Below are 21,266 nucleotides of genomic sequence, written 5' to 3' on the forward strand. Positions count from 1 at the left end.
ATGAGATTTCCCATTTCTTTAAGAAAGTAAGATCCCTGAGAGATGATCAGGTAGATAGGTCAGGAGTGGAAGTACAGTGATGTATGGAGCGGACTGATACTAATCGATCGAGGACTTAACCAAAATAAAATGAAAAACTCGGAGAGTTTCTTACTAATACTTCAAATCCAGTTTTGAGTGAATAAGATTTACTCAATATAGATAACACCAAGTGTGGTGGCGATGGCGAGAAGGATACACCTGTAACCATGCCGAACACAGAAGTTAAGCTTCTTAGCGCCGATTGTAGTGAGGGGTTGCCCCTTGTGAGAGTAGGACGCCGCCACGCTGGTATTATTATTCCGGCATAGCTCAGTTGGTAGTAGCGCATGACTGTTAATCATGATGTCGTAGGTTCGAGTCCTACTGCCGGAGTTCTTAAACACAACATAAGCTGTTGTGTTTTTTTGTTGTCTTAGAATTACATAAGCTGTTACTGAATTTAAATCATAACCACCTTTTGGAAGGTGGTTATGATTTGTAGAGTCGCTTTTTCACATAAAAATCAATTTATCTCTTCATTTTATCAAGTTACACAGGAATTTTAAACGTAACTATAGTACCGAAATTCTTATTTAGTTGTAATCTATGTCCAGGTAAACATGTGATGAAATAGTTCGAATATGCTTTAACTTTAAAATAAGATTAATTAAAAATTTGTTTATAGTTAGTTTTTTTGTTGCAATACTAATCAAAATGTAATTATAAGTCATAACTTTGAGATACTAAGTTTAAGCAAATCGTAATAAAGGAGAATAAGATATGAAAAAAATTACGAAACTGATTTTTGGAATTTTTTTAGCTACAACATTTGGTGCAATACTAGGTTCGCATACTGTAAGTGCAGATGAAAATACTGCAAAAGCTCAGATTGAAAGTCGCGGGGTTGACGTGGGCGGGATCTATCATAATCGAATGGTTTCGATTCAAAGCCCTGCTAATACAAGGAACGTTATCGACTGGAGTATGTCCAATATTAATGATGTGATTATGTTTAATAATACTAATTCGCGTAATCAAAAATGGATACTAATCTATAATAATGTTGACCGTACTTACCAAATTATGGGTGGACCTTTAAGTGCAGGTGGCCCAGGTGGAATATTTAGAGCAGCCTACTTATCAGCTGCATCAACAGGTTCAGGTTTTAAAGTAGACACTCGCTGGAATATAAGCAGCGATAAATGGAGAATGTATAGAGTAAATACGCATGCAAATGGCAATATAGTTTATATCCAAAATGTTAGTACAAGCCTTGTGATGGAAACGCCTAATGGACAAAATAACCGAGCATTGATATTATCACCTCTTAACGGCAGGGATGGTAGTGCTAATCAACGATATATTGTTCATGTAGAAGGCACAGTTTAAAAATAAGACAAAAAACGATTTGCTTAAATCAGTAGAGAGTAGGGCGATAATCAGAAAAATATCTGATTATCGCTCATTTTTTGAATTTAAGAACATAAAAAAGCACACAACCTTAAATGATTTAAGTGACGAAACTAAATCAAAAAAGAGTGTGCTTTATGTTTAAAAATTATCCTATCAATCAAACAACTTTCTCCCTGCCTAAGTAACAGTTTATCCAAGAAATTTATATTGCTTTTGCCTTCAAATCCCTAGTCGTAGCAATTTCTCAACACCGCATCAATGAATTAGAACGGTATAATTTACAAATCAAAACAGAAAACCAGTATGTCTTACCCTATGACTTATTCCTAAACCTAAGGAACATTCAAAGCTCAGCACCATTTTTAGAACAATATAAAGAGCTACTAGAATTGATGTAGGTTATGGGAGTGAACAAAATTATATGTATATCATTGATGTTCTACATAAAACACCTTTGATCACCTACAGTACGTATTACAAAGAAAGCAAAAAGAAGAACAAGGAACATTCATGCAACATAGAAATTGGTTCTATCTGAAAAAACAATATGAGTATATTTGTTCAGCAAACTAACCTACCTTATTTAAAGGCTATAGTCGGAGGAAAGATAAAAGGAGCTTTGTCCGAGATTTCAAAGGTTATGAATGCGAAGAATGTCAAGCTTGTCCAGTTTGGAGTCAATGTACCCGTTTGAAAAGTATGTAAAAAAGCGATAACTTCTAGTGAATAATTCTTAGCGCTACTTCAAGGCAGAATGTAAAAAAGAAGTTTTTGATCATCTAAAAGTTCATTTCACGTTCCGCTGTTTTTACTTATATGATAAATAAGGAACGACGATTGATGTCGGATTGGCGCTTATGCACTAAATCTGAGAAAGTTAGGGAAATACATGGAGAGAAACGTGCGGTTACCAGCAAAAACGAATTCATTTTTGACAAAATACATCAAAAATTGGATTCGTTTCTATTTTTCATGAAGGACTATCGTCATACTGTCTTTTTTTTAACAAAAAAGACAACGTCTCAACAACGTTGTCTTAATGAAGCCACTTGACGGGCTTGAACCGTCGACCTCTTCCTTACCATGGAAGCGCTCTACCAGCTGAGCTAAAGCGGCATTTTTACTACCTAAATAGGATAACTAATTTATGGTCATTTGTCAATAACTTTTCTCTATGAACAGACGACATTTAAAAGAAATTGAGTTGTTTTTCACAAATATAAAATAACGATGGTTAATTAGTAATTATTTGAAAAATTGAAAAAAAGTATTGCGTTATATGATGAAAATTGATATTATATTTATGTAATTTGATTCCGGCATAGCTCAGTTGGTAGTAGCGCATGACTGTTAATCATGATGTCGTAGGTTCGAGTCCTACTGCCGGAGTACTATACAAAATCCAGAAGAGTTCTTCTGGATTTTTTTGTTTTATAATGAGAATAGGCAGATTGAATCGCATGATTGTTCTGAATTTTCAGAATAGCACGTTGTAATTCAAAGGGTTAAAGAGTAAAATGGAGATATATTTTCAATCGGGAAGGATGATTAAATGAACGCAATTACACCAGATATGACAAAAAAATTTGCCGATCAATTTCAAACGAATAAAAAGCAACAAGCCTTACAAAATGCTGTTGTAAAGAATGGGATCACAGCTTCAGCAGAAAATATTGCTTCACATACAAAAAACACACCGGTATTTTCTGTAGATCTAGCGACTGGAAAAGTCTCAAACCAAAAACAATCTGGCCGTTGCTGGATGTTTGCGGCGTTGAATACATTCCGTCACAAATTGTTGACTCAATTCCACTTAAAGGAATTTGAATTATCACAAAATTATACTTTCTTTTGGGATAAATACGAGAAAGCAAACTATTTTTATGAAAATATTCTTGCAACTGGCAATGAAGCATTAGACAGTCGTAAAGTCGCTTTTTTACTGGCTGTTCCCCAACAAGATGGTGGACAATGGGATATGATCGTATCATTATTCCAAAAATATGGTGTCGTACCAAAATCAGTGATGCCAGAAAGCGCGAATAGCTCAAATTCTCGTGATTTGAATAACTACTTAAACAAATTATTGCGTAAAGACGCCGTTAAACTACGTCAATTAGTGGCAGAAGGAAAAACAAATGAAGAGATCCAAGTAGAAAAAGAAAAGATGTTAGCTGGGATCTATCAATTTCTAACAACTTCTTTAGGTACTCCACCAACTGAATTTGATTTTGAGTATCGAGATGAAGAAAAAAATTACCATATCGATCAACAATTGACTCCACAAATGTTTTACGATAAATATATAGGTGTAAATTTGGATGATTATGTAAGTATCATCAATGCACCGACCGCAGACAAACCGTATGATCGCTCTTATACGGTTGAAATGTTAGGGAATGTTGTAGGAGGAAAAGAAGTCAAATATCTTAATGTCGATATGACAACGTTCAAAAATTTAGCGATTGCTCAATTGGAACAAGGAGAATCTGTGTGGTTTGGGTGTGATGTTGGTCAATCTTCTACAAGAGATAGCGGCATCATGGCAACAGACGTTTATGAGATGGATGAATTATTTGATTTAGATTTTTCTATGACGAAAGCGGAGCGTTTGGATCATGGCGAAAGTTTGATGACTCACGCGATGGTCTTGACTGGTGTCGATTTAGTTGATGGAAAATCAACGAAATGGAAAGTCGAAAATAGCTGGGGAGAAAAAGTCGGAGATAAAGGATTCTTTGTGATGAGTGACGAGTGGATGGATGAATATACGTATCAAATCGTTGTCCGCAAAGATTTATTGACGGAAGAACAGCTAGCCGCATTTAATGCTGAACCAATTTTATTAGCTCCTTGGGACCCAATGGGGGCATTAGCTTAATTTCAATATCAATCAAAACAGATACAGAGACTTGATAGTTTTCTGTATCTGTTTTTTGTTGATTTCTTGATTTCAGGATTTTATAAATACCTGTGTTATACTTTAAAATGATATAGGAGTTGTTGCGGGCGTACTTGATCGATGAATCATCGATCTTGTGAAATAGCAAGGAGGAGTGAAAATGGATATCCAAGAAGTGTTAACAGAGATTCGTTTGAGTGGTAAAGTGATACCGATTACTGGGGGAGATGTGAATCAAAACTATCGAATTGAAGAACAGCAAAAATCCTATTTTCTAAAAATCCATCCTCATGTGACCAAACGCTTTTTTGAAGCAGAAGTGGATGGTCTGAAAGAGCTTGCACCACATGTACGAGTACCTGAAACTTATATGTTAGGCGAAACAAATGAAGGTGCCTATCTATTGATGGAATGGATCGAACCAGGGAAAGGTGATCCTCGAGAACTGGCAAAAGACTTAGTAAAAATCCATCGTTCAACTGCACCACAGTTTGGTTTTCGCAAGGACAACTATCTAGGGAGTTTACCACAGCTCAATACATTTGAAGAAGATTGGTGGACCTTCTTTTTCAAAAATCGCTTGGAGGCTCAAATCGACATAGCGGAGAAAAACAATCGATGGAATGAAACACGTGAAAAAGAGTATCAACGGTTAAAAAAAGAGCTACTAAATCGTGACGATCATAGGAAGATTACGCCTAGCCTCTTGCATGGAGATTTATGGAGTGGTAATGTTTTCTATGATAAGCAAGGAAGACCAGTGTTTATCGATCCAGCAGTTTCTTATGGGAATCGCGAGCAAGATATTGCGATGAGTCAGTTGTTCGGTGGCTTTCGTCCTGAATTCCTGGAAGCTTACCAAGAAAGCTGGCCATTGGAAGAGGGCTGGGAGAGTCGTTTGCCACTCTATCAACTCTATTACTTGTTGGCGCATCTCAATATGTTTGGAGAGAGTTATGGGACACAGGTCGATCATATATTAATGAAGAAGTAATTGGAGGTTTTCTTTTGGCACAAAAATATACAAAAAAACATGAAGTATCTTATTATGAATGTGATATCAACAAAACAATGACTTTTCCGTCCATGCTGGGTGTGGTCATCAAGACTTCGGAAGAACAAAGTGATCATTTAGGCCGAGGAACCGACTTTGTCAGTAGCTTTGGCTTGACTTGGGTAATCACGAACTATTCGATGAACATCAATCGCTTGCCTCATGTCGGTGAAAAAATCGATGTTACCACACAAGCGATGCAGTATAATAAATTCTTTTGTTATCGTAATTTTTGGATTCATGATGAGGAAGGAAATGAATTAGTTGAAATCGAATCAGTCTTTGTTTTGATGGATCTAGTGAACCGTAAGATGAGTAGTGTGAATGAAGAAATCATTGCACCTTTTGAAAGTGAAAAAATCAAGAAAATCAAACGACAAGAAAAAATCGAGCCAATCGAATCAGGCTTGATGTTGCCATATCGTGTGCGATTTTATGATATTGACAGCAATCAACATGTGAACAATGCGATGTACTTCAACTGGATCATTGATGTTTTAGGTTACGATTTTTTGACAACACATACACCTAAACATGTGTTGATCCGTTTTGATAAAGAAGTTGAATATGGCAATGAGATCGAGAGTCATTATGAACAAACGGTGTCTGGAACAGAGGTAAAAACGAGACATGAGATCAGAATGCAAGAGCAACTTTATTGTGCAGCGAATATCTTATGGGAGAAAAATGAAGAAACAAAATAAATCGAGTGAGATAAGATTGTGAGATATTTTGCTTCGATAAATAAGCGCGAAAAGAGGTTGTGACAGAAGTGTTCAGCTCCGAGAAATAAGCCGAGAAACCCGAAAATTGTTTTTCAAATTTTTGGGTTTCTCGGCTTATTTCCGAAGGAGTTACTTCTGGAACACCGTTTATTCGCTTTTAAGGATAGAAACAAAAATGAATTTTATTTTTGTCTCACTTTCTTTTTCACGCTTATTTCTAAAGGAGTTTCATTTGGAACTCCGTTTAACAATGATGTGATTGTAGCGTCTATTGAGTTTTCCATATGAAGAGGCGAGCAAACCCTGTATTACTCAATTTGATTTCTATTGTGTCATAAATTTGATCAACTGTTCTTCTGACAAGCCACCGTTAATGGCAATCAAAAGTTTTATTCTAGCTTTTTGGCTATTGATACTATTACAAAAAATAACGCCCATACTTGCGAGTTCTTTTCCGCCACCTTCGTAATCATAGACGGGTTCAGCGATTCCGTTGAAACAACGAGAAACCAAGACTACTGGTATTTTTTGGATCAAGAGTTTCTTTAATGCTGTTAATGCCTGCGGAGGCAGATTCCCAGCGCCTAAAGCTTCAATGACCAGACCGTCGACTTTCGAATGGGCAAGTGCTTCTAATAAATCACCTTGCATACCCGCATAGGCTTTGACGATTGGGATCGTTCCTTTGACTGATGCGATATCTAGTCTTTGCGCTTCAAGTAATTCTTGCATAAACAATATACGATTTTTAGTGATCAAACCGATTGGTCCTAACGTAGGAGTACGAAAAGTAGCAACATTAGTCGTGTGGGTTTTAGTGACATAGCGTGCTGAGTGGATCTCATCGTTCATCACGACCAAAACACCTTTGTCTTTTGCTTCATCACAACTTGCTACCCGAATCGCACTTTCAAAATTATATAGACCATCGCTACCTAACTCATTACTTGAACGCATCGCTCCTGTTAAGACGATCGGTAATTTATCACCAATCGTTGAGTCTAGAAAAAATGCTGTTTCTTCCAACGTATCTGTCCCATGAGTGATCACGACCCCTTGGATGTCAGAAAGAACGGCTTGGTTGATTCTTTCTTTAAGTTGTAACATATGTTTAGGCATGATGTGTGGGGAAGGAAGATTAAAGATATCTTCCATGATCAAATCAACATTTTCTGGAATCGTTACTTCTGCATCTAATAGTGGGTTCGCCACATCTGGACTTACGCCACCTGTTAAAGAATTTTCTTTCATGGCGATCGTACCGCCTGTGTGTAAGATAAGAATTTTTTTCATTTTCAGAACTTCCTCACGAATAATTTTGCATAGGGTTTCTAGCTTATTGTATACTATATAAAAGAGTTTTGCTATGAATGAATCAAACGGAATAACTTGAACAAAAAGATAAAATGAATTTAAACGAATGGAAGTGATTCGCCGTGATCAAAGTTGGCTTGACTTCATTTAAAGAACATGACAAATTAACAGGAAAAAAGAATAATACTCTTTACGATTATGCGAGTGTCCTTTCATTAGTCGAATTAGATACCGCCTACTATGGCATCCCCAGAAAATCATCTGTGGAAAAGTGGGTGAATGAGGTGCCGGCAGCTTTTCGTTTTGTGATAAAAGCCTATCAAGGAATCAGTGGTCAAGGTGACTGGCAGAAGTATTATCAATCCGAAGAAGAGATGATTGAACGCTTTTTAGATGTGATGGCACCAATGAGCGAGTCAGGAAAACTCTTTTGTTTTTTAGTTCAATTCCCTGCTTCATTTAAATGCACCAAAGAAAATGTTGCCTATTTAAGAAAACTAAGAAAATGGTTCAATGGCTATCCGGTAGCTATTGAGTTACGTGATTATTCTTGGTATAGCGATCAATTTCTATCACGCACGAGACAGTTTATGACTCGCGCAATGTTTTCCTTAGCAATCATCGATGAACCACAATTACTGAACACGACGATCCCATTTGATCCTTACGTGACAAATTCGGATTTTACCCTTTTCCGGTTTCATGGAAGAAATGAGCAAGGTTGGCAAGCAAATGATCAGGATTGGCGAAAAAAAAGAACGTTGTATCGGTATTCTGAAGAAGAGTTACAGGAATTAGCAGCAGCCATCAAAAAAGTAGAAGGGTCAACGAAACATATTGGGGTGATCTTCAATAATAACTCTGGTGGAGATGCGGCTGAAAATGCTTTGGCATTACAAAAAATCTTAGGTATCGAACCAGATGAGCTAAATCCAAAACAAATCGATTTGTTTTGAAGACCTGGCTGTTGTAACCACTCTATATAAAAAGTAGCAAGCACGCCTTACCAATAAGAAATGAAACTGTTCAACTAGAAATTTTTACTAAATAATAATCGGAAGAGGTGATGGAACGACATGATCAAAGCAGTTTTTTTTGATATCGATGGCACATTAGTCAACAACCAAGCAAAAGCGTTGGCTTCAACTAAAGATGCGATTGATCAACTACAAAAAAAGGGCATATTATGCGGTGTTGCCACTGGGCGCAGCCCTGTAAGAATCAAAGAAGTGATCGATGAACTTGAACTAGATATGTTCGTCGTCTACAATGGTCAATTAGTCTTTGACCGTGATCAAACGATCGTCGACCATCCTTTTGATAAAACAGTATTAGCGGATATCGTCCACTTTTCGGATGCCCATCACCGACAAATCATTTTTGGTGGGCGAGATCAATTAGATGGTTCAACGACGATGATGTTAGGTCAATCGATCATCATCAAAAAAATAGTCAACCACTTACCAAAAAAATTCCCTGTACGTCTATTGAAAAAAATCTTACAAGTGTTCAGTCCTCACCGACAACGAAAACGGTATGAAACATTAGCGATCTTGAATGAGCCGATTTATCAATGCATTTTATTAAGCCAAACATCTGAGCAAGAAAAACTTATCCAACGATTCCCTGAATGTTCGTTCCAACGCTCAAATCCTTATACGGTCGATATTATTCCTAAAGGGGGGTCCAAATTGTTAGGAATCCAACAATTTGCGACAAGTAAAGGAATTGCATTGTCCGAAATCATGGCGTTTGGCGATCATTACAATGATGTTGAAATGCTAAAAGGAGTAGGAATCGGTGTTGCAATGGGCAATGCGCCAACTGGTGTGAAGCAGCAAGCGGATTTTGTCACGGCATCAAATGAAGCGGATGGTATTTATAGAGGATTGAAGCATTTTGGGGTAGTCGATTGAATATGTGTCAGTTAGGAGGAATACATTCAATATGGAACCAGAAACACCTTATCAAAAAGTAGAACAATTCCATCGGACGTTCGATCCAAGAATACCAGAGAGACCCACTGCGTTTACAAAAAAACATGCAGATGACCGAGCGGGTTTTAAAATCGAAGAATTAGTTGAATTTGTGGCGGCAGCCAGTGACGGTGATGCTGAAAAATTGCATGATTCCGTCCAATACTTGCATCACGCACTTGATCAAGCAGAAAAAAAGATTCTCACAAAACAAAATTGGGGAGAGGAAAGTCTCGTCGAGCAAGTGGATGCGCTGACTGATTTGCTTTATTTTACGTATGGCTCTTTTTCTTTGCTGGGCGTTGATCCTACGAGGATTTTTGATATTGTCCATCAAGCGAATATGGGAAAACTGTTTCCAGATGGAAAACCTCACTACGATCCTGTTACAAACAAAGTATTGAAGCCAGACAATTGGCAAAAGGATTATGCACCTGAAGAAAGGATCGCAAAGGAAATCAAGGAACAAATGAAGAAGGCAGAGCGACTAAAGTTTGCCGAAGAAAATGCTTCAACGAGTCTTTGATAAGGTCTTCTCATTTTAGTTGGTAGAAAGATAGCAAAAAAGATTTTTTATGTAGGTAGTGTATGACTGAACATAGTATGTTATAATATAAAATAGATGTCTTTTTGCACGAAAGACGTATTTACAATGTTATGCAAATCAGATTCGTCTGATCATAAACAAATAGAGACAGTAGATGCATATTGAAAACGGAGGAACCTTAAATGGGAAATAATGTTATCATCGGGATCGTCATTGCAATCATTATAGTCGCCATTCTGGCTTTTTTGGTTAGTTACGTAATGAAGAAAAAAAACCAAGATCGATTGGACGTCTTAGAAAAACGCAAGGAAGAATTATTCGACTTGCCTGTGATTGAAGAAGTTGACGATGTCAAAAAAATGCATCTAGTGGGGCAAAGCCAAAATACCTTTCGTGAATGGAGTCAAAAATGGAATGACATCTCTACCTCATCATTTGCCGAGTTAGAAAGTCAGATCTTTGAAGTTGAAAATCTCAACGAGAGCTTTAGATTCCTAAAAGGGAAAAAAGCAGTAGAAGAAGCCGAAGCAACCATGAACCAAATGGAAAAAGAAGTTGCGGAGATTCGTGACGGCTTAAAAGAATTGCGTGAAACAGAAGAACGTAATTCCTTAGCTGTTCAACAAGCTTTAGACGTTTATGAGGAACTAAAAGCAACGATCCGAGAAGAAGAACAGCAATACGGTCCAGCTTTACCTGAGTTACAAAAGCAAGTGAAAACGATTGAAAATGAGTTTACACAATTTGTTACGTTAAATACTTCAGGTGATCCAGTTGAAGCTCGTGAAGTGCTGGATAAAGCGGAAAAACACACGTATGAAGTGGATGCGTTAATGAAAAAAATCCCGCCATTATTTGAAGATTTGAATACGACTTTCCCGGCGCAAGTGGAAGAGATCCAAGAGACCTATGACCGCTTAATCAAAGAGGAGTATGTTTTTCCAGAAGAAAACCTGTCTGGCGATATCGAAACGATCAATCGTCGAATCGAACGTTCGTTGATCAATATTGAGAAAACGGAAGTTGAAACTGTTGAATTTGAAAATCGTGAAACGGCTAATCTGATCGATGCATTATACGATATTTTAGAACGTGAGATGGAAGCACAAGTATTTGTGACTAAAAATCAAGCAACGATCGAACAATATATCAAACATGCGACGAAAAACAATCGTCAATTGTTGATCGAATTAGATCATACCGCTCAAAGTTATACATTGAACCATAACGAAATCGGGCGTGTACGTGGTTTCCAAACAGAAGTGGAAGAAATCGAACGTCAAAACGAACAAATCAAACCACAGTTACAACAACATGAAGTGCCTTACTCAGAAGTAAGAACGTTCTATAAGAAAGTCTTCAAAGTATTAGAAGATATTGAAAACCAACAGGTTGAAATCAGCGATTCTTTACACGAACTAAGAAAAGGTGAAAAAGAAGCGCAAGAAAAAATCGACACATTCGAATTTAAATTGCGCAGTCTTAAACGGTTTGTTGAAAAACAACGTTTACCAGGTTTGCCAAATGATTATCTAGAGTTTTTCTTTGTGGCAACAGAACGTATCGAAGAATTGAGTACTGTGTTGAATAAAATCAGAGTCAACATGGATGAGGTCGAACGTCTTGTAGCATTATGTGAAGAAGATCTAGAGTTACTCGATAAGAAAACCCACGATCTAGTGGATGCAGCAGCATTAACCGAGCAAATGTTGCAATATGCGAACCGTTACCGTCACACACATGAAGAAGTGAAGGAAGCCATTGAAAAGAGTTATTACTTATTCAATAAAGAATATCACTATCAAGAGGCTTTGGATGAGATCGGCACAGCATTAGAGCGCACAGAACCAGGTGCATTCAAACGAATCGAAGATTTTTACTTCAATCATCCTGATTTAGTATAATCCTGCGATCAAAAAAGACAACACAGGCAAGTGCCGAGTGTTGTCTTTTTTTGGAAGTCATTGATGCGTAACTGTTGGGCAGGGAATACATTGATTCGATCGATTTTTTTATAGAGTCCAACTCGGAGAAAACGCCACTTGAAAGCACAAGGGACAACCGTTATAATAGGTAAGAATTTCAAAAAAAGAAGGTTTAAATATGATATATTTCGATAATAGTGCGACAACACCGATCTATCCGCAAAGTTTGGATGCGTATGTCAAAACAAGTCAACGGATCATCGGGAATCCATCAAGTCTACACGATTTAGGCAATCAGGCGAACCGTCTGCTACAACAAGCGAGAAAACAAATCGCTGAACTGATTGCTGTGTCTCCTGAAGAAGTGTATTTCACGTCAGGTGGAACAGAAGGAAATAACTGGGTGCTTAAAGGAACGATGCTTGAAAAACTAGGTTACGGTAACCACATGATCATATCAGGCGTTGAACATCCTGCTGTCAGTGAAACAGCTGAGCAGTTAAAAAAACTCGGTATCGAAGTGAGTATTGCTCCTGTCGATAAAAGAGGGATCGTCCGCGTAGATGAGTTGAAAAAATTAGTACGTAAAGAAACGATTTTGGTTTCCGTTATGGCAGTGAATAATGAAGTAGGTGCGATTCAACCAATCAAAGAAATCAGTAGTTTTTTAAATGATTTTCCTAAAATCCATTTCCATGTGGATGCGGTACAAGCGATTGGTAAAGTTCCTTTAGAGGAATGGTTGACTGAACGTGTGGATTTTGCCACTTTTTCTGCCCATAAATTCCACGGGCCTCGTGGTGTTGGTTTTGTTTATTGGAAAAAAGGCCGACGTTTAGCACCGCTGTTCACTGGAGGCGGACAAGAGAAAAATCAACGGAGTGGAACAGAGAATGTGCCGGGGATCGTCGCGATGGCAAAAGCGTTGCGTTTAGCTCTAGATATCAAAGCACAAAAACCAAACCAAACTGCCTATCTTAAACAAGCATTGATTGAAGCTTTACATACGTATGATAAAGTAACGATTTTTTCTGAAGGTGAAGATTACGCACCCCATATTTTGTGTTTTTCATTAAAAGGTATTCGTGGTGAGGTATTGGTCCATGCATTAGAAGAAAAACAAATATTTGTCTCTACGACAAGCGCTTGTTCTTCTAGAAAGCACATGGCAAGTAGTACGCTGCATGCGATGCAAGTACCCAATGATTTAGCTACTTCAGCGATTCGCGTCAGCTTAGATGAAAGCAATACGATGGCAGAAGTCGAACAATTCATGATCATCTTTAAACAGTTGTACAAGAAGTTTTCAGTCATCAATTAAGAAACAGAGGAGTGTTTTTGTGAAGTACAGTGAAATCATGGTTCGCTATGGTGAACTTTCAACAAAAGGAAAAAATCGTCGAAGTTTTATTATGCAGTTGGCACAAAATGTCAGACAGGCATTGAGCGATTTTCCTGAAATCAAGATCCACGCAGAGCGTGATCGGATGCATCTACTGTTGAATGGTGTAGACGGAGACTTAGTTATCCCTAAGTTAGCGAAGATATTTGGGATCCAAAACTTTTCACCTAGCGTGCGAGTAGAAAAAGAAGTACAAAGTTTAAAACAAGCGGTTCAGGAAATCATGCAAGAAATCTATACAGGAAAAGAAACATTCAAGATCATTGCAAAACGTAGTGATCATAGCTTTGAATTGGACAGCAATGAACTAAACCAAACATTAGGAAATGCAGTCATCGATGTTTTTCCGGATATCCAAGTACAAATGAGAAAGCCAGATATTGCGTTGCGTGTGGAAATCCGCCGAGATGGTGCGTATCTTTCCTATGAAACGATCAAAGGAGCTGGCGGTCTGCCTGTCGGTACAAGCGGAAAAGGTATGTTGATGCTTTCTGGAGGGATCGATTCTCCAGTTGCCGGTTATTATGCCATGAAACGTGGGGTAGAAATTGAAGCTGTCCACTTTGCTAGTCCACCTTACACGAGTGAACAAGCCTTGCAAAAAGCGAAAGACTTAACAGTGAAGCTGACACCCTATGTTGGTAAAATCGAATTTATCGAAGTACCGTTTACAGAAGTGCAAGAAGAGATCAAACGAGTGGTGCCCCAAGGCTACTGGATGACGATCACACGTCGGATGATGCTTCGTTTGACAGATGAGATCCGCCGTATTCGTCATGGACTAGTGATTTTAAATGGTGAATCATTAGGACAGGTGGCTTCCCAAACACTCCAAAGTATGGTGGCAATCAATGAGGTTACGAATACACCGATCATTCGTCCTGTAGCGACGATGGATAAATTAGAGATCATCGAAGTGGCTGAACAAATCGATACGTTTGATTTGTCCATTCAACCATTTGAAGACTGCTGCACGATTTTTGCACCGCCACAGCCTAAGACTCGTCCACGACTAGAAAAAGTGCATCAATACGAAGAACGTTTGGATATCGATGGGATGATCGAACGTGCTTTGGCAGGCTTAAAGATCGAAACGATCCACACAGAAACAGCAAAAGAACAAGTAGAAGAATTTTCTGATTTACTTTAAACGAAGGAACTTGTACTTCTTGTACGAGTCGATCATTCGAAATAAAAGATCCAGTCTCAAGAAGTAGACACGTGAAAGAGGACGAGACAATGGTTTAGCCTCGAGAAATAAGGCGCCATCCACAAAAATTGTATGTCAAATTTTGTGGGTGGTACCTTATTTTTCTTGTTTTTCATGGAGTTAAGCTTCCTCCTATTGCGAGGTTCCTTGTTCCATGCTAAACTAAAATTATGTGAAATGATTAACAAGGAGAAACGATATGCGAGAAAAATCAGAAACGTTACCCAAAGCAACAGCGAAACGGTTGCCTTTATATTTGCGCTATTTAAATATGTTGAATGATTCTGGTGTTCAACGAATCAAATCAAATGAATTTAGTGAGATCACACAAGTACCTTCTGCCACGATCCGTAGAGATTTTTCTCATTTAGGGGAATTAGGACGAAGCGGTTATGGGTACGATGTTCCCTATTTGATTGAAGTATTTGATCGAATTTTGAACACAGAAGAAGAAAAAAGAATCGCTTTAGTTGGTTTTGGGAATTTAGGAAAAGCATTGAAACACAATAATTTCAGAAGAAATGCAAATTTGAATATTGTTTGTGTATTTGACAATGATCCAGCCATCGTTGAAAAAGAAATCGAAGGTGTGATGGTTTATCCTATGGATCGTTTTAGTGAAATCGTTGAAAAAGAAGGAATCAAAGTGGCGATATCGACTGTACCAAGTAAGTATTCACAAGCAGCTATCGATGAAATCGTCAAAGGAGGCATTACTGCGATCTTGAACTTTGCGCCAGATCGTGTCAATGTTCCGCCACATGTCCATATGCAATACATCGATCTGACAACTGAGCTACAGACGTTGATCTATTTTGATGAAAATTATTCGCAAGTCTTTCCTTCCAAGTAAAAACTAAGTGGGAAGATCGCACAAAAAGGGAGTCTTTATGTGAATCGAACAGCGATTCGTTAAGAGCTTTTATTGACTTTGGCTACTAACCATTGTAAAATGAGTCAAGATGTTGATCAAGAGGAGTAACTAGTCCGACGTTTAGAGAGAGAGAACGAATGGTGGAACGTTCTTAACGAAAGCTAGTGAAGGTAGCTTGGGAGTTTTTGTCTTGAATCGAGTAGAGATGAACGAGTAGTGATCGTTAACTCACTTTGAGAGGTAATAGGCAACTATTACAAATTAGGTGGTACCGCGTAATTTATACGTCCTAAATACGAAAGTATTTAGGGCGTTTTTTTTTATTTTAAAGGAGGAAAACAGTATGACGGAAGAAAAGAATCTATCCACAAAGTACAATCCGCAAGAAGTAGAAGCGGGTCGTTATCAAAGCTGGTTAGACGAAGATTTGTTCAAACCAAGTGGTGACAAGAAAGCAAAACCTTATTCAATCGTTATCCCACCTCCCAACGTGACTGGTAAACTCCATTTAGGTCATGCTTGGGATACAACATTGCAAGATATGTTGATTCGTCAAAAAAGAATGCAAGGCTATGATACGTTATGGTTACCAGGGATGGATCATGCAGGGATCGCAACACAAGCAAAAGTAGAAGAAAAATTACGTGAGCAAGGTGTTTCTCGTTATGATCTAGGTCGCGAAAAATTTATTGATCAAGTATGGGAATGGAAAGAAGAATATGCCGGTCATATACGTGAACAATGGGCAAAAATGGGTTTATCTTTGGATTATAGCCGTGAACGCTTCACCTTAGATGATGGCTTGTCTGAAGCTGTTCGTAAAGTATTCGTTAGCCTATACGAAAAAGAGTTGATCTATCGTGGCGAATACATCATCAATTGGGACCCACAAGCACGCACAGCTCTTTCTGATATCGAAGTGATCCACAAAGAAATCGAAGGTGCCTTTTATCATATGAGCTATGAATTGGCTGATGGTTCAGGTGTGGTGGAAATCGCAACGACCCGTCCAGAAACGATGCTTGGTGATACGGCAATCGCTGTTCATCCAGAAGACGAGCGTTACCAAGCATTGATTGGTAAGAAAGTCATTTTACCACTAGTGAATAAAGAAATACCGATCATAGCAGATGAATATGTCGACATGGAATTTGGAACAGGGGTTGTAAAAATCACGCCCGCACATGACCCAAATGACTTTGAAGTCGGTAACCGTCATGACCTCCCACGAGTGAATGTCATGAATGAAGATGGCACGATGAATGAATTAGCAGGTAAGTATCAAGGAATGGACCGTTTTGCAGCACGTAAAGCGATCGTTGCGGATCTAAAAGAACTTGGTCGTCTGATCAAGATCGAAACGATGATCCACAATGTAGGCCATTCTGAGCGTACAGGAGTAGTTGTTGAACCTCGTTTATCAACACAATGGTTTGTAAAAATGGCACCTTTAGCTGAAAAGGCGATCCAAAATCAAGAAACTGATGATGCAGTTGAGTTTTTCCCACCACGTTTCAACCAAACCTTCTTACGCTGGATGGAGAATGTTCATGACTGGGTAATCTCACGTCAACTATGGTGGGGACATCAGATCCCTGCGTGGTATCATAAGGAAACTGGTGAAATGTACGTGGGCATGGAAGCACCAGCAGACAGTGAAAACTGGTTACAAGATCCCGATGTGTTGGATACTTGGTTCAGTTCAGCGCTTTGGCCTTTTTCAACAATGGGCTGGCCTGACGAAGACAATGAAGATTACCAACGTTACTTCCCAACAAGTACATTAGTAACAGGCTATGATATCATCTTTTTCTGGGTAAGCCGAATGATTTTCCAAAGCTTGGAATTTACAGAACGTCGTCCATTTGAGAATGTACTAATTCATGGATTGATTCGTGATGAACAAGGACGCAAGATGAGTAAATCTCTTGGAAATGGGATCGACCCAATGGAAGTCATTGAAAAATACGGTGCTGATGCGTTACGCTGGTTCTTATCTAATGGTTCAGCACCAGGACAAGACGTACGTTTTAGTTACGAAAAAATGGATGCTTCTTGGAACTTCATCAATAAAATCTGGAACGCTTCTCGTTTCGTTATCATGAATGTTGAAGGGATGACCGTAGAAGATATTGATCTTTCAGGGGAGAAAACTGTAGCCGATCGTTGGATTTTGACACGTTTGAATGAAACAATCGCTAAAGTGACTGACTTATTTGAACAATTTGAATTTGGTGAGGCTGGTCGCCAATTGTATAACTTTATCTGGGATGATTTCTGTGACTGGTACATCGAGATGAGTAAAGAAACACTTTACGGTGAGGACGAAGTAGCGAAACAAACGAACCGTAGTATTCTTGTCCATACGTTGGATCAGATCTTACGCTTATTGCATCCGATCATGCCATTTGTTACAGAAGAAATCTGGCAACACATCCCTCATAAAGGAACATCTTTAGTAGTGGCTGATTATCCAGTCGTGCAACCGGAATACGATGATGAAGCTGCTTCAAAAGGGATGGAAGTACTGAAAGAATTGATTCGTTCTGTACGTAATATCCGTTCTGAAGTGAATACACCATTATCAAAACCAATCACGTTACTGATCAAAACAAATGATCCGAAGATCGATCAATTCTTAAATGAAAACACTAGCTATATCGAGCGCTTCTGTAATCCAGAAGAGTTGACGATCTCAAGTGACGTAACTGCCCCGGATCTAGCAATGTCTGCGGTCTTGACTGGCGCGGAAATCTTCTTACCTTTAGCAGGGCTGATCAACATTGAAGAAGAAATCCAACGTCTAGAAAAAGAACTAGCAAAATGGACAGGCGAAGTAAAACGTGTACAAGGAAAATTAAGTAATGAGCGTTTTGTATCGAATGCACCGGATGATGTAGTTGAAGCAGAGCGTGCAAAAGAAAAAGATTATTTAGAAAAACAAGCAGCTGTCAATGAACGTATTGCGCAATTAAAATCAATCAAGTAAGACGAAAGAGAGAGGTGACGGAAGTTGCCTCTCTTTTTTAAGTAAAAAGAGCTCTTCTGGATTTCATTGTTTCCTACGTAAGCTTTTTTGTTATAATGAAGAGGAATGGGGGGATAGTAACGTGAAAATCGAAGAAGCAATCAATTGGATCCATAGCCGATTACCATTTGGCTCACGTCCTGGATTAGACAGAGTAGAGGCCTTATTAGAGGTAGTCGGACACCCAGAAGAAAAAGTCAAAACGATCCATATTGCAGGGACGAATGGCAAAGGTTCTACAGTGACTTATTTAAGATATTTATTAGAAGAAGCCGGCTTGACAGTCGGGACATTTACATCCCCATATATCGAATCCTTCAATGAGCGCATTTCGATCAATGGACAAGGCATTCCTGATGAATCATTGATTCGATTCGTAAAGAAATATCAACCGCTAGTTGAGCAAATGGATCAATTTGAAGCAGTAGCTGGCATTACCGAATTTGAAACGTTGACTGCTATGGCATTTGATTATTTCTTGGAAGAACAAGTGGACGTCGCGATCATTGAAGTGGGATTGGGTGGTTTACTCGACTCAACAAACGTAGCGAAACCTTTGTTAACGGGCATCACAACGATCGGTATGGATCATACAGATATTTTGGGCGACACGATCGAAGAAATCGCTGCTCAAAAAGCAGGGATCATCAAGCAAAATGTGCCACTAGTCACTGGGAAGATCGTACCAGAAGCGATGGCAGTGATCGAAAAGCAAGCAAAATTAAAAAATGCGCCACATCACGCATGTGGAGAGGATTATACGGTTACCTACAAACATCCGGCAGAAGAATGGGGCGAAATTTTTTCATTCCAAAATGAATTTGGTAAAATCCCTAAGTTGACGATCCATATGATTGGGAAACATCAAGTTGAAAATGCTGGTATGGCGATTGAAATGTATCAAATCTATTGTGGAATGATGAATCTCCCATTCCGCGAAAAAGACGTGATGAATGGCTTGAAAAAGGCGCAATGGCCTGGACGAATGGAACGATTAAGTGAAGAACCATTAGTGATTTTAGATGGGGCACATAATACGCATGCCATGGCACGTTTAGTCCAAAATCTAAAAGAAGAATTCAAAGGGTATCATATCCATCTTTTGTTCTCTGCTTTACGAACAAAAGAGGTTGATAAAATGTTACACCAATTACAAGAAGTACCAGATGCAACAATCTACGTCACTACTTTTGATTATCCTAAAGCCATTGAGCTGTCGGATATCCAAGCAACGACTGATGAGAAAGTTACGATTGTTTCAATGTGGCAATTTGGGCTTGCAGAGATCTTGGAGAAGATGACGGCTGAGGATGTTCTTGTAGTGACAGGTTCACTCTATTTTATTTCGGAAGTGCGACGTTTGCTTGTACAGTTGGGAGGAAAAAATGAAAGTTAATGCAGTGATTTTTGATATGGATGGCTTATTATTTGATACAGAGATCGTTTATTATGAGGCATCACAAACAGTAGCCGATCGGATGGGGTTTCCCTATGACAAAGATCTTTACTTGCGATTTTTAGGCGTTTCTGATGAAGAAGTTTGGGCGAACTACCATACTATTTTTGCAAACTTTGGTCGAGAAACTGTCCAAAAATTTATCGACGATTCCTATCAAGAAACGCTTGATCGTTTTGCTTTAGGTCAAGTTGAATTAAAACCAGGTGTTTTAGAATTCTTGAACTTTTTGGAAGAAAAAGATATCCCAAAAGTAGTCGCATCAAGTAATCAGCGACAGGTCATTGAACTGTTGCTAGAAAAAAATAATCTACGTCATCGTTTTGATACGATCGTCTCAGCTGAAAATGTCAAACGTGCAAAACCAGATCCAGAAATCTTTTTACATGCCCAGGCGTTTTTAGGTACTGAAAAAGCGGAGACATTGATATTAGAAGATTCACAAAATGGGGTACTAGCAGCGTATGGTGCAGGAATCCCAGTAATCATGGTGCCAGATTTACTAGCGCCTTCTGATGAATTAGCCGCTAAGACAACAGCGATTGTTTCTTCACTTCATGAAGTTCCGGCATTGATCAAATAAAAATAAAATAAATATCCTCCTTTTTCGTATCTTATTTTGAGCGCACGGGAAAGGAGGTTTTTTATGGAAAAAAATTTGCTTCAAACAGTACCCGCCACGTCTCTACCAAGGGAGAGGATGGAGACTTATGGAGAGGATGCGTTATCAGATCAAGAGCTTTTAGCCATTTTGCTTCGGACTGGTCAGCATCCATATAACGTATTAGAAGTTGCGGGTACGTTATTGAAGAAATTTGGTGGTTTAGCGCTCTTGAGACAAGCAACACTAGCAGAATTAGAAGCGGTTCGTGGGATTGGTCGGGTCAAAGCCTTAGAGATCAAAGCATTGATCGAGCTTGGTCGACGGATACAAGTCGATCAGTTGCGTCAAACAACGACTGTCCATGCGAGTTATGAATTGGCAAAAGAATTGATCCTAGAACTAAAAGATCAAAAACAAGAACATTTAGTTTGCATCTATCTTGATACAAAAAATCAAATCTTACTAAAGAAAACCTTGTTCATCGGGTCATTGGATCAGACGATCGCGCATCCTCGTGAAGTGTTCCATTACGCAGTCCGCTATTCGGCAGCACGGCTGGTACTTGCTCACAATCATCCCAGCGGCAACGTTCTTCCATCCAAGCAAGACATGCGATTGACACGACGCATTCAGGAATGTGGAGAGATGATGGGGATCGAAGTTCTTGACCATCTGATTATTGGCAGCAAACAATACTTTAGTTTGCGTGAAGAAGGATTAATGGAAAAAGAATGATGTAGCTTTCTTGCAAAAAAAAACAACCAAGTGTACAATTATAATGTAATTTTGTTTGGGAATAGAAGTTGAAACATCTG

The 21,266-nt window shown here is 38.7% G+C and carries 16 protein-coding genes, 3 tRNA genes, 2 rRNA genes, 1 pseudogene and 1 other annotated feature (1 of these 23 running past the window's edge); of the genes and pseudogenes, 20 read left to right on the forward strand and 2 right to left on the reverse strand.

Going from position 1 to position 21,266, the window contains the following annotated elements; all coding sequences use genetic code 11:
- The 5 genes and pseudogenes from IGJ14_RS03340 to IGJ14_RS03360 all read left to right on the forward strand — a co-directional run.
- Positions 1 to 123 (forward strand): 23S ribosomal RNA (locus tag IGJ14_RS03340) (it extends 2,792 nt beyond the left edge of the window).
- Positions 124 to 212: 89 nt separating this feature from the next.
- Positions 213 to 328: ribosomal RNA gene (gene rrf, locus IGJ14_RS03345) — 5S ribosomal RNA — on the forward strand.
- A gap of 12 nt (positions 329 to 340) precedes the next feature.
- Positions 341 to 414 (forward strand) — tRNA-Asn (locus tag IGJ14_RS03350).
- 387 nt (positions 415 to 801) lie between these two features.
- Complete coding sequence (locus tag IGJ14_RS03355; protein WP_430608280.1) at positions 802 to 1,410, forward strand: hypothetical protein; 609 nt, start codon at positions 802 to 804, stop codon at positions 1,408 to 1,410.
- A gap of 296 nt (positions 1,411 to 1,706) precedes the next feature.
- Positions 1,707 to 2,487: pseudogene (locus IGJ14_RS03360) on the forward strand (IS5/IS1182 family transposase); the annotation flags it as partial.
- Here the strand turns inward: IGJ14_RS03360 and IGJ14_RS03365 are convergent.
- Positions 2,478 to 2,550 (reverse strand) — tRNA-Thr (locus IGJ14_RS03365). The pseudogene IGJ14_RS03360 and the gene IGJ14_RS03365 sit on opposite strands and share 10 nt — an antisense overlap.
- A gap of 199 nt (positions 2,551 to 2,749) precedes the next feature.
- Here IGJ14_RS03365 and IGJ14_RS03370 point away from each other — a divergent pair.
- The 4 genes from IGJ14_RS03370 to IGJ14_RS03385 all read left to right on the forward strand — a co-directional run bounded on the left by IGJ14_RS03370 (position 2,750) and on the right by IGJ14_RS03385 (position 6,094).
- Positions 2,750 to 2,823, forward strand: a tRNA-Asn gene (locus IGJ14_RS03370).
- A gap of 163 nt (positions 2,824 to 2,986) precedes the next feature.
- Positions 2,987 to 4,315: an aminopeptidase C gene (locus IGJ14_RS03375; protein WP_066026626.1), complete on the forward strand. Its 1,329-nt coding sequence runs from the start codon at positions 2,987 to 2,989 to the stop codon at positions 4,313 to 4,315.
- Positions 4,316 to 4,496: 181 nt separating this feature from the next.
- Positions 4,497 to 5,330 (forward strand): fructosamine kinase family protein, encoded by an 834-nt coding sequence (locus tag IGJ14_RS03380; protein WP_019723571.1) that lies wholly within the window; start codon positions 4,497 to 4,499, stop codon positions 5,328 to 5,330.
- 14 nt (positions 5,331 to 5,344) lie between these two features.
- Positions 5,345 to 6,094, forward strand: a complete 750-nt coding sequence (locus tag IGJ14_RS03385; RefSeq protein ID WP_010736089.1) for an acyl-ACP thioesterase domain-containing protein — start codon at positions 5,345 to 5,347, stop codon at positions 6,092 to 6,094.
- Positions 6,095 to 6,439: 345 nt separating this feature from the next.
- On the opposite strand, the gene IGJ14_RS03390 is transcribed toward IGJ14_RS03385, so the two are convergent.
- A complete protein-coding gene (locus IGJ14_RS03390) occupies positions 6,440 to 7,408 on the reverse strand; it encodes an asparaginase (RefSeq protein ID WP_010736088.1) in 969 nt (322 codons plus the stop codon).
- Between the two features lie 143 nt (positions 7,409 to 7,551).
- Here IGJ14_RS03390 and IGJ14_RS03395 point away from each other — a divergent pair, with 143 nt between their 5' ends.
- The 11 genes from IGJ14_RS03395 to radC all read left to right on the forward strand — a co-directional run bounded on the left by IGJ14_RS03395 (position 7,552) and on the right by radC (position 21,186).
- The gene (locus IGJ14_RS03395) at positions 7,552 to 8,385 is read left to right on the forward strand and encodes a DUF72 domain-containing protein (protein ID WP_195273363.1); all 834 of its coding nucleotides are present in this window, start codon (positions 7,552 to 7,554) and stop codon (positions 8,383 to 8,385) included.
- 120 nt (positions 8,386 to 8,505) lie between these two features.
- Positions 8,506 to 9,345: a Cof-type HAD-IIB family hydrolase gene (locus tag IGJ14_RS03400; protein ID WP_195273364.1), complete on the forward strand. Its 840-nt coding sequence runs from the start codon at positions 8,506 to 8,508 to the stop codon at positions 9,343 to 9,345.
- Between the two features lie 31 nt (positions 9,346 to 9,376).
- Positions 9,377 to 9,931 (forward strand): HAD family hydrolase, encoded by a 555-nt coding sequence (locus IGJ14_RS03405; RefSeq protein ID WP_195273365.1) that lies wholly within the window; start codon positions 9,377 to 9,379, stop codon positions 9,929 to 9,931.
- A 203-nt stretch (positions 9,932 to 10,134) separates the two neighbouring features.
- Positions 10,135 to 11,856, forward strand: a complete 1,722-nt coding sequence (locus IGJ14_RS03410) for a septation ring formation regulator EzrA (protein ID WP_019723567.1) — start codon at positions 10,135 to 10,137, stop codon at positions 11,854 to 11,856.
- A gap of 199 nt (positions 11,857 to 12,055) precedes the next feature.
- A complete protein-coding gene (locus IGJ14_RS03415) occupies positions 12,056 to 13,198 on the forward strand; it encodes a cysteine desulfurase family protein (RefSeq protein WP_019723566.1) in 1,143 nt (380 codons plus the stop codon).
- A gap of 19 nt (positions 13,199 to 13,217) precedes the next feature.
- A complete protein-coding gene (gene thiI / locus IGJ14_RS03420; RefSeq protein ID WP_065095655.1) occupies positions 13,218 to 14,429 on the forward strand; it encodes a tRNA uracil 4-sulfurtransferase ThiI in 1,212 nt (403 codons plus the stop codon).
- Positions 14,430 to 14,688: 259 nt separating this feature from the next.
- Complete coding sequence (locus IGJ14_RS03425) at positions 14,689 to 15,342, forward strand: redox-sensing transcriptional repressor Rex (protein WP_195273366.1); 654 nt, start codon at positions 14,689 to 14,691, stop codon at positions 15,340 to 15,342.
- A 103-nt stretch (positions 15,343 to 15,445) separates the two neighbouring features.
- Positions 15,446 to 15,658: a binding site (T-box leader), on the forward strand.
- A 48-nt stretch (positions 15,659 to 15,706) separates the two neighbouring features.
- Positions 15,707 to 18,352, forward strand: a complete 2,646-nt coding sequence (locus IGJ14_RS03430) for a valine--tRNA ligase (RefSeq protein ID WP_108145661.1) — start codon at positions 15,707 to 15,709, stop codon at positions 18,350 to 18,352.
- A 121-nt stretch (positions 18,353 to 18,473) separates the two neighbouring features.
- Positions 18,474 to 19,787, forward strand: a complete 1,314-nt coding sequence (locus IGJ14_RS03435) for a bifunctional folylpolyglutamate synthase/dihydrofolate synthase (RefSeq protein ID WP_195273367.1) — start codon at positions 18,474 to 18,476, stop codon at positions 19,785 to 19,787.
- Positions 19,777 to 20,430: an HAD family hydrolase gene (locus IGJ14_RS03440; protein WP_019722966.1), complete on the forward strand. Its 654-nt coding sequence runs from the start codon at positions 19,777 to 19,779 to the stop codon at positions 20,428 to 20,430. Before IGJ14_RS03435 ends, IGJ14_RS03440 begins: the two co-directional genes overlap by 11 nt.
- A 63-nt stretch (positions 20,431 to 20,493) precedes the next feature.
- Entirely contained in the window at positions 20,494 to 21,186 is a 693-nt protein-coding gene (gene radC / locus IGJ14_RS03445; RefSeq protein WP_010736077.1) for a RadC family protein, read from the forward strand.
- The last annotated feature ends 80 nt before the right edge of the window (positions 21,187 to 21,266 follow it).

Origin of the sequence: Enterococcus sp. DIV1304_2 (genome assembly GCF_050555445.1) — a bacterium.
In the GTDB taxonomy this organism is placed as follows: Bacteria; Bacillota; Bacilli; order Lactobacillales; family Enterococcaceae; genus Enterococcus_B; species Enterococcus_B pernyi.

What these genes read in the sequence shown, in the direction of transcription:
- IGJ14_RS03355 (WP_430608280.1), top strand. Translation starts at nt 802, where the DNA reads ATGAAAAAAATTACGAAACTGATTTTTGGAATTTTTTTAGCTACAACA.
- IGJ14_RS03425 (WP_195273366.1), top strand. Translation starts at nt 14,689, where the DNA reads ATGCGAGAAAAATCAGAAACGTTACCCAAAGCAACAGCGAAACGGTTG.
- IGJ14_RS03410 (WP_019723567.1), top strand. Translation starts at nt 10,135, where the DNA reads ATGGGAAATAATGTTATCATCGGGATCGTCATTGCAATCATTATAGTC.
- IGJ14_RS03390 (WP_010736088.1), bottom strand. Translation starts at nt 7,408, where the DNA reads ATGAAAAAAATTCTTATCTTACACACAGGCGGTACGATCGCCATGAAA.
- radC (WP_010736077.1), top strand. Translation starts at nt 20,494, where the DNA reads ATGGAAAAAAATTTGCTTCAAACAGTACCCGCCACGTCTCTACCAAGG.
- IGJ14_RS03400 (WP_195273364.1), top strand. Translation starts at nt 8,506, where the DNA reads ATGATCAAAGCAGTTTTTTTTGATATCGATGGCACATTAGTCAACAAC.
- IGJ14_RS03375 (WP_066026626.1), top strand. Translation starts at nt 2,987, where the DNA reads ATGAACGCAATTACACCAGATATGACAAAAAAATTTGCCGATCAATTT.
- IGJ14_RS03440 (WP_019722966.1), top strand. Translation starts at nt 19,777, where the DNA reads ATGAAAGTTAATGCAGTGATTTTTGATATGGATGGCTTATTATTTGAT.
- IGJ14_RS03380 (WP_019723571.1), top strand. Translation starts at nt 4,497, where the DNA reads ATGGATATCCAAGAAGTGTTAACAGAGATTCGTTTGAGTGGTAAAGTG.
- IGJ14_RS03405 (WP_195273365.1), top strand. Translation starts at nt 9,377, where the DNA reads ATGGAACCAGAAACACCTTATCAAAAAGTAGAACAATTCCATCGGACG.
- IGJ14_RS03415 (WP_019723566.1), top strand. Translation starts at nt 12,056, where the DNA reads ATGATATATTTCGATAATAGTGCGACAACACCGATCTATCCGCAAAGT.
- IGJ14_RS03430 (WP_108145661.1), top strand. Translation starts at nt 15,707, where the DNA reads ATGACGGAAGAAAAGAATCTATCCACAAAGTACAATCCGCAAGAAGTA.